This window comes from Synechococcus sp. CCY9201 (genome assembly GCF_034931105.1).
GTDB lineage: Bacteria > Cyanobacteriota > Cyanobacteriia > PCC-6307 > Cyanobiaceae > CBW1002.
The window spans coordinates 1-7,559 of sequence record NZ_JAYGIC010000077.1; the positions used below are offsets into that span (position 1 = coordinate 1).

9 protein-coding genes are annotated in these 7,559 nt (G+C 66.3%); 4 read left to right on the forward strand and 5 right to left on the reverse strand.

What is annotated here, in order from left to right:
* On the forward strand, positions 1-1,746 hold a 1,746-nt coding region (locus VB716_RS07770), incomplete at its 5' end, for an HAD-IC family P-type ATPase (RefSeq protein WP_323270168.1).
* 44 nt (positions 1,747-1,790) lie between these two features.
* Positions 1,791-2,684: a cation diffusion facilitator family transporter gene (locus tag VB716_RS07775; RefSeq protein WP_322758446.1), complete on the forward strand. Its 894-nt coding sequence runs from the start codon at positions 1,791-1,793 to the stop codon at positions 2,682-2,684.
* A 16-nt stretch (positions 2,685-2,700) separates the two neighbouring features.
* Here VB716_RS07775 and VB716_RS07780 read toward each other — a convergent pair whose 3' ends face one another.
* The gene (locus VB716_RS07780) at positions 2,701-2,991 is read right to left on the reverse strand and encodes a GAP family protein (protein ID WP_197156715.1); all 291 of its coding nucleotides are present in this window, start codon (positions 2,989-2,991) and stop codon (positions 2,701-2,703) included.
* Between the two features lie 597 nt (positions 2,992-3,588).
* Here VB716_RS07780 and VB716_RS07785 point away from each other — a divergent pair.
* Complete coding sequence (locus VB716_RS07785; protein ID WP_323246330.1) at positions 3,589-3,726, forward strand: hypothetical protein; 138 nt, start codon at positions 3,589-3,591, stop codon at positions 3,724-3,726.
* A 49-nt stretch (positions 3,727-3,775) separates the two neighbouring features.
* Here the strand turns inward: VB716_RS07785 and VB716_RS07790 are convergent, their stop codons facing one another.
* Positions 3,776-4,177, reverse strand: coding sequence for an OsmC family protein (locus VB716_RS07790; RefSeq protein WP_197156719.1), 402 nt, complete (start codon positions 4,175-4,177; stop codon positions 3,776-3,778).
* Between the two features lie 110 nt (positions 4,178-4,287).
* On the opposite strand from VB716_RS07790, the gene VB716_RS07795 reads away from it, so the two are divergent.
* Positions 4,288-4,710 (forward strand): DUF2721 domain-containing protein, encoded by a 423-nt coding sequence (locus VB716_RS07795; protein ID WP_323270169.1) that lies wholly within the window; start codon positions 4,288-4,290, stop codon positions 4,708-4,710.
* A 29-nt stretch (positions 4,711-4,739) separates the two neighbouring features.
* Here the strand turns inward: VB716_RS07795 and VB716_RS07800 are convergent, their stop codons facing one another.
* From VB716_RS07800 to VB716_RS07810, 3 genes are all read right to left on the reverse strand, one after another.
* The gene (locus VB716_RS07800) at positions 4,740-6,395 is read right to left on the reverse strand and encodes a diguanylate cyclase (protein WP_323270170.1); all 1,656 of its coding nucleotides are present in this window, start codon (positions 6,393-6,395) and stop codon (positions 4,740-4,742) included.
* A gap of 86 nt (positions 6,396-6,481) precedes the next feature.
* The gene (pyrF, locus tag VB716_RS07805) at positions 6,482-7,267 is read right to left on the reverse strand and encodes an orotidine-5'-phosphate decarboxylase (protein ID WP_323270171.1); all 786 of its coding nucleotides are present in this window, start codon (positions 7,265-7,267) and stop codon (positions 6,482-6,484) included.
* Positions 7,264-7,559 (reverse strand): S4 domain-containing protein (locus tag VB716_RS07810; protein WP_323270172.1); only part of this gene is annotated, 296 nt, incomplete at its 5' end. The genes pyrF and VB716_RS07810, both read right to left, overlap by 4 nt.

Here is a 7,559-nt window from a genome sequence, read left to right on the forward strand (position 1 = left end):
GAGGCCCTGCTGGCCGCCCTGGCCCTGGCCCTGGCGGTGCTGCCCAACGAGATTCCCGTGGTGCTGGCCCTGTTCCTGGCCCTCGGCGCCCTGCGCCTGGCCCGGATCGGCGTGCTGGCCCGCTGGCCGGCGGCGGTGGAGAGCCTCGGCAGCGCCACCGTGCTCGCCGTCGACAAGACCGGCACCCTCACCGAGAACCGCATGGGGGTGCAGCAGCTGCTCACCTGGCCGGAGCTGGAGGGCTGGCAGGCGGGAGACCCCCTGGAGGAGCCCTTTCACGCCTTGGTGGAACTGGCGGTGCTGGCCAGCCGCGGTGACCCGGTGGATGCGATGGAGCTGGCGATCCAACGCCTCGCCGCCGATCAGCTCAGCGGCACCGAACACCTGCATCCCGACTGGCCCCTGGAGCGCGACTACCCCCTGCAGAGCGATCTGCTGGTGTTCTCCCGCCTCTGGCACAACAACGAGGGCGGTTTGCAACTGGCCGCCAAGGGGGCGCCCGAGGCGATCGCGGATCTGTGTCACCTCGATGCCAGGCAGACCATGGCCCTGCTGGCCGCCGCCGATGGGCTCGCCGCCAGGGGGCTGCGGGTGCTGGCGGTGGCGCGCGGGCTGGATGGCGTGCCGGTGCACGAAGGTCAGCCGTTCGCGAGCGGCGGCGCCCTGCCCGAACACGTTCACGGCTACCTGTTCGAGCCGGTGGGCTTTCTGGCCCTGGCCGATCCGCTGCGCCCGGATGTGCCGGTGGCCATCGCCACGGCGCGGGGTGCGGGCGTTCGCGTGGTGATGATCACCGGAGACAGCCCGGTGACGGCCCGCTCGATTGCCGATCAGGCGGGCTTGCCGCCCGGTCGAGTGCTCTCCGGCCCGGAGCTGGACGCCCTGACGCCCCAGGACCTCGCCGCCTCGATTGGAGAGGTGTCCGTGTTCGCCCGGGTGATGCCACAGCAGAAACTGCAGCTGGTGCGCGCCCTGCAGGCCGCTGGTGAGGTGGTGGCGATGACCGGCGATGGCGTCAATGACGCCCCGGCCCTCAAGGCCGCCGACATCGGCGTGGCCATGGGCAAGCGCGGCACCGCCGTGGCCCGGGAATCCGCCGATCTGGTGCTGCTCAATGACACCTTCAGCGATCTGGTGGCGGCCCTCGAACTGGGCCGGCGGGTCGATGCCAACCTGCACCGGGCGCTGGGATACACCCTCGCCATTCACCTGCCGATCGCGGCGCTCGGCCTGGTGCCCCTGCTGCTGCCTAGTCAGGCCCTGATCCTGCTGCCGGTACACATCGCCCTGCTGCATCTGGTGATCGATCCGGCCTGCACGGTGGTGTTCGAGGCCCTGCCCGCCACCCCGGGCCTGATGCGACAGCCCCCCCGCCCGCCGCAGGCGCCCCTGTTCGGCCCCGACACCTGGCGCCATTCGCTCAGCCAGGGCGCCGTGGTGATGGTGGCCGCCCTGGTGCTGGTCTTCTGGCCTGAGGCCGACGCCGCCACCCACCGCAGCCTGGTGTTCTCGCTGCTGCTGCTCGCCGGTGGAGGCCTGGTGTGGCTGAACGGAGATCCCCATAGCCGCATCACGGCCGCAGGCGCCGGCATCGGCCTGGGGCTGTGGCTGCTGCTGCTGGCCATTCCCGGATTACAGCAAGGACTCAGCCTGGCGCCGATGCAGCCAGCCGAGATCCTCACCGTGATGATCACCACGGCGGTCGCCCTGCTGCTGGCAGGGCTGCTCAACCGCCAACTCTCCTGACCCCCCATGTCCTCCCAGCACGAGAGCCCCAGCCACACCCGGCCGTGGAGATCCAGCGCCAGCCCCACCCCCGCCAGCACCAGCACCGCGCCGGATCCGGCAGTGCCTTTCGCTGGAGCGTGATCCTCAACTGCGGCCTCTCGGCCCTGCAGCTCGCGATCGGCGTCGGCTTCGGGTCGCTGGCGTTGATCGGTGATGCCGTGCACAACCTTGGCGATGTGGCCGGCCTGCTGCTGGGCTGGGGCGCCGAGCGGCTGAGCACGCGAGCTCCGAACGACCAGTTCACCTACGGCTATGGCCGCTCCACCCAGCTGGCCTCCCTGGCCAATGCGGGGCTGATCCTGATGGCCGCCACCGTGGTGCTGGTGGAGGGGATCAAACGGCTGAATACCCCGGTCGAGGTGCTCAGCACTCCCGTGGCCTGGGCGGCGGCGCTGGGCATCGCCGTCAACCTCTTCTGCGCCCGGCTGTTCGGCGACGACGGCAGCCACGACCTCAACCGCCGGGCGGCAGTGATTCATCTGCTTGGCGATGCCGCCGTGTCGGCAGCCGTGCTCGTGAGCGCCATCGTGGTCGGACTGACCGGCTGGAACTGGCTCGATGCCGCCACCGGCATTGGGGTCGGCCTGGCGGTGGCCTGGACGGGCTGGTCCCTGCTGGGCGCGTCGATGAGGGTCGCCCTTGATGCGGTGCCTGCCGGGATTGAGCCGGCGGCGGTGAATCAGGCGTTACACAGCCTGCCCGGCGTGGTGGATGTGCACCACCTGCACATCTGGAGCATGAGCACCTCCCAGAACGCCCTGACCGCCCATGTGGTGCGTCGAACCGGGGAGATCGACGACCTGAAACTGCTGCATCAGGCCAAGGAACGACTCGCCCAGCTCGGCATTGCCCACAGCACCCTTCAACTGGAGCCGGCGGACCCAGCTGATCCTTGAGAGGATGGGAAGTGACTCAGCCCACCAGCTCCACCATCCGGTGCAGCCCTTCGATGCCCTGCCAACCCAGATAGAGGCCCAGCAGCAGCGCGAACACCCCGACCAGCCATTCGGCCCGGTGCACCAGCCAATCGTTCAGCGAAGAGAGGGGCTCTCGCAAGCGGTTGCCGCTGACCAACCAAGCCAGGGGTGGCAACAGCAACAGGGACGTGGTCATGGTCACGAAGACGGAGCCCACCTCCAGATCGCCGCGCAGATCGGAGTGGTTGGCCAACAGCATGCCGCCCTCCTTGACAGAGAAGACCACCGCTCCAGTCGGCGGCACACATCACTGTGACAACGATGAACGGCGAGATGCAGCATTGAACGCCAGAGAAAGTACACGAGGATTTCACCTTCTTTGACGACAATTCAGGAGCTTCCACTTTTTCTTCACCAACACCTCAACCCACGAGAATCGCAACATCGCAACAGCATCGACAGCCAATATCTCGGACACCACGGATCACCAGATCAGGGACCAGAGAAAAATCTGAATCCAGATAAGACCGAGAGCCGATAACCCAATCCCATCAATCACGTCGTCGTGCCAATCGGGAAGCTGGCTCACCCCCCGCGATGAAGAACTCCCCTGAACCGCTGACACCCCATCAGCTTCCACCCCAAAATGGGGAAAATTCGCCGCCAGACACCCTGCGTCAACCACCCACAACGCAGACGGGACCCAGCATCAAGACCAGGATTTTGTTTCAGTGCCACGCGACTGGCGGCCCTGCCCTGCTCATCGTCATCAACCAATCCGACCATGACTCCCCCCTTCCGAGACCTTGACCGGCCTGGGCGAAGGCTGTGCGGTGAGCCCTGGCCCGAAGTGAGACGCCAGGGGCCCCGCTTGTACCGCGTCATGGATCAGGAGGGCAATGTGACGATGCTCGAAGCCACCTCCCTGGGAACGGCGATGATGATCGCGGAGGAACGGCTGGGCATTCACGCCGACCTGCTGCATATTTCGCCCGTTTCCGGTGGTCCGGAAATCATGTGAACGGCCACGGGCTGATCGCTTCGTTCTCAGCGCGGCCAGTCGCGCAGGGTCAGGCCCAGTGCATCTCCATCGCCACGGCACCCTCCAGGCTCTTCTTCACCGGGCAGGCCTCCGCCGCGCGGCGCAGCACCGCCCGGGCGGAATCCTCCAGCTCCGTCGGCAGGTTGATCCACACCTCCAGCTTCTCGATCCTCCGCGCTCCCGTGGTGGTCATGCTCTTCTCCACCCGGGCGGTGGCGCCCTCGAGAGGCCAGCCATGCCGCTCGGCTGTGATCCCCATGATCGTGAGGATGCAGGTGGCGAGCGCGGTGGCCACCAGATCGGTGGGGGAGAAGCACTCCCCCCTCCCCTGGTTGTCGGTGGGGGCATCGGTGGCCAACTCCATGGTGCTGGGTTCATGCAGGGCCTGGCAGCGCAGGCCGCCCTCGTAACGGCAGGCGATCGAAGTCATCGGATCAGAGTCGGTAGGGTCGCAGTCTGCGGTGAATTCCTCCGATGCAGGGCACCCTGTCCACGACCATCCTCCTGGGGGTCCTGAGCGAGCCTGAGCAGGGGTCGGCCGTGGTCGCGCTCTCCAGGGCCATCCAGCTGTCGGTGGCGCCGGTGTTTCTGCTCACCGGCATCAGTGGCCTGCTCAACACCTTCACCGGCCGGCTGGCTCGGATCATCGACAGGACCCGGGTGATGCAGGAGACCCTGGAACGGGGCGGCGGCCAGCAGGCGGACACCCTGACCAAGGCCCTGAAGGTGCAGCACCGCCGCACCTTCCTGATCAACCGCGCCATTCTCTGCAGCAGCATCAGCGCCTTGCTGGTGGCGGGAGTGGTGGCCGTGCTGTTCATCAGCACCGTGGCCGCCCTCGACCTGGCGGCGATCGTGGTGCCCGCCTTCGTGTTGGCGATGCTGGCGCTGATCGTGGCCCTGCTGCTGTTCCTGGTGGAGGTGCAGCTGGCAATCGGCCAAAACCCCCGCCGCTATTACTGAAACTGCCAGATCAGCCCAGGGACCATCCCTCAGGCCACCGTGAGGCGATCACGCCCCTGCTCCTTGGACAGATAGAGCGCCCCATCGGCCATGGCGAGGGCTGCATCGAACGGGAGAGGTTGATCTGGATCGGCCACGAACAACCCAGCGCTGATGGTCACACCCCCGTCCGGGGCCAACCCCTGGAGATCCAGAACCTTGACCTGGCTGCGGATCCGTTCACCGATCCCCAGAGCCATGGCCGGATCAATCTGGGGGAGCACCACCAGAAACTCCTCTCCACCGAGGCGATACACAGCATCTCCCTCTCGCACGGCCTTGGTCATGACAGCAGCCACCTTCTTCAGCACCTGATCACCGGCCGCATGGCCGAAGCTGTCGTTGATCCGCTTGAAGAAATCGATGTCGAACGACAGGAGGGCGTAGGCACCGCTGGGCTGGTCATCTTCAAGGGCCCGTCGATTGGTCAGGCCCGTGAGCGGATCGGTTGTGGCCTGTTGCCTGAGCTCAAGCATGCGCAGATAATCCTGATGCTCCTCCACCACACCATCAATCCACGACTGAAGAGATGGAGTGATGTCCTTCAGCATCCTCAGAACATCCTCATCCACAGGGATCTGGTCGTCGATCAGCAGCGACAGCTTCGTCGGAGGTTGGGTGCTGAGCTCCACCTGCTCCCAGTTCGGCGGCGGCCCTTCCAGCCGCGGTTCCGGTGGTGTGCCACTCCAGCTGGTCCACCCCTGATCAGGCAGGTCAATCGAGAGCACGCAATCGCGGACTCCGCGGATGCGCTGCAGCACCAGCTTGAGGGTGACCAGCATCTGGGTAGGGGCGGCCTGGGACAGGAGCACCTGAAACAGGCGGCTACGGGCCTCGGCAATGCGCAATAAGCGCTTCAGATCGATATCGGCATCCGCCAGGGCGAAGATGCCGCACTCCAGAGCCTTGAGCCGGCTGAAGGCCTCCTCCACCAGCGGGCCAGGCACGACATGGCCGTGCTGGGGGGCGATCATGGCGATCTGGGGCCAGCGCTGCTGGACCCGGGTCAACCCAGCCGACAGCAGCTCCGTGCTGGGCATGTAGTGCTGATGAAAGGGCTTGGCACTGGCGATCAGAACATCAAGGTCCCGGCAGATCAGATTGGCGGCATCGGGGACAAAGCCGCCGAACAGATCGGAGGAGAACAGAATCCTGGAGGCCGTGTCATACGACACCATCGCTCCAGGAAAGTGCAGATAGGGCGTGAGCTGAAACTCAAGAGCTCGATCCCCTTCCAGAGGCAGACGCCAATTCTGTTCCTCCACAAGATAATAATCAAAACGGTGGCCGTAATGGCGCAGAAGCGCCATCGCCCGCCATTCGGTGACCACCTGAATATCCGGCCGGCTGAGGCGCTCGGACAACATCGGCAGGGCCGCCGCGATATCAGGATCGCAGTGGTGACAGACCAGATAACGAATCGCACTCAGGTCGTCGATCCGGGCCACCTTGGCCAGGGTGGTCTCGATCGTGAGCGGCGAGCCCGGGTCAATCAGAACCCCATTGTTGCCATTGCGCAGGTAATAAGCATGGCACTGGAAGCGGTCGTCCGGCAGGCGACGCCCGACCCACCACACATCGGGAGCCAGTTCGATCGGGGCATCGGAGCAATCAGCAGGCTCGTTGCTCCCATGAAAAGGAAGCACTGAAGTCTCCCGTCGATCCAACTGTGACGGCTCGAAGTCGATGATCACAATCAGATCGGTAGAGGCAACAAGAGGATGAAAGAACGTTAGTGCAGATCAGGCATAACAGCTGCCGAACCCTGGCCAGCGGCAGCCGCGAGTTGGCGGCAGCACTGAGCAAAGGCAGCAGCAGGATCCTCGGCGGCCGTGATCGGTCGGCCGATCACCAGCTGGCTGGAACCGGCCGCAATCGCTTCTGCCGGACTCCAGACCCGCTGCTGGTCCCCCGCCGCGGCTCCCGCCGGCCGGATCCCCGGGGTGACCAGAGCGAAAGGTACCGGGTAGCGCCGCCGCAAAGCCTCCACTTCCAGCGGAGAGCAGACACAGCCGCCGAGACCGGCCGCGACGGCCAGTTCAGCGAGGCGGGGCACGTAGGTGGTCAGGGGCTCCTCGATCGCCAGCTCAGCAGCGAAGCGAGCGGCATCCCAGCTGGTCAGTACCGTGACCGCCAGCAGGGTGGGTTGGGGCAGACCCGCCTGCTCGGCAGCCAGGGTGGCGCCGGCCTGGGCGGCGGCCAGGGCATCGCCGCCGGCGCAGGCATGCACGGTGATCAGCTCGGCGCCGAGGCGAGCAGCGCTGCGGCAGGCGCCTGCCATGGTGGCGGGGATGTCGTGGAACTTGAGATCGAGAAACACCCGCAGCCCCCGATCACGCAGCTCGGCGATCACCGCAGGGCCGGCGGAAGTGAACAGCTCCAGCCCCACCTTCACCCAGCGCAGCTCCGGAATCCTCTCCGCGAAGCTGAGGGCCTGGGTGCCATCCATGCCGTCGAGGGCCACGATCAGCTGATCGGCAGCAACCTGATCGGCCGGCGAGGGAACAGGAGAGGTCATCCGGCCACCAGACGGCGGAAGGTCTTCTTGCCCAGCTGCAGCACCTTGCCATCCAGCACGGCTGTATCAGCGAACTCCTGGTTGGGATCGGCCAGCTTCTGGCCGTCGAGCCGCACCCCACCGCCCTGAATGGCGCGGCGCGCCTCGCTGCTGCTGGCGCAGAGTCCCACCGCAGCAAGCAGATAGAAGGCCCTGGCCGGGAAGTTCACCGCCGCCAGCGACGCCTCCGGCACTTCGGCATCGGCTGCGCCACTGCCGGAGGCCCCGGCCACCAGGCGCGCGGCATCCGCCT

Excerpts from the sequence above, each read along its gene's own strand:
- VB716_RS07785 (WP_323246330.1), top strand. The coding sequence starts at position 3,589 with ATGGATCAGGAGGGCAATGTGACGATGCTCGAAGCCACCTCCCTGGGA.
- VB716_RS07790 (WP_197156719.1), bottom strand. The coding sequence starts at position 4,177 with ATGACTTCGATCGCCTGCCGTTACGAGGGCGGCCTGCGCTGCCAGGCC.
- pyrF (WP_323270171.1), bottom strand. The coding sequence starts at position 7,267 with ATGACCTCTCCTGTTCCCTCGCCGGCCGATCAGGTTGCTGCCGATCAG.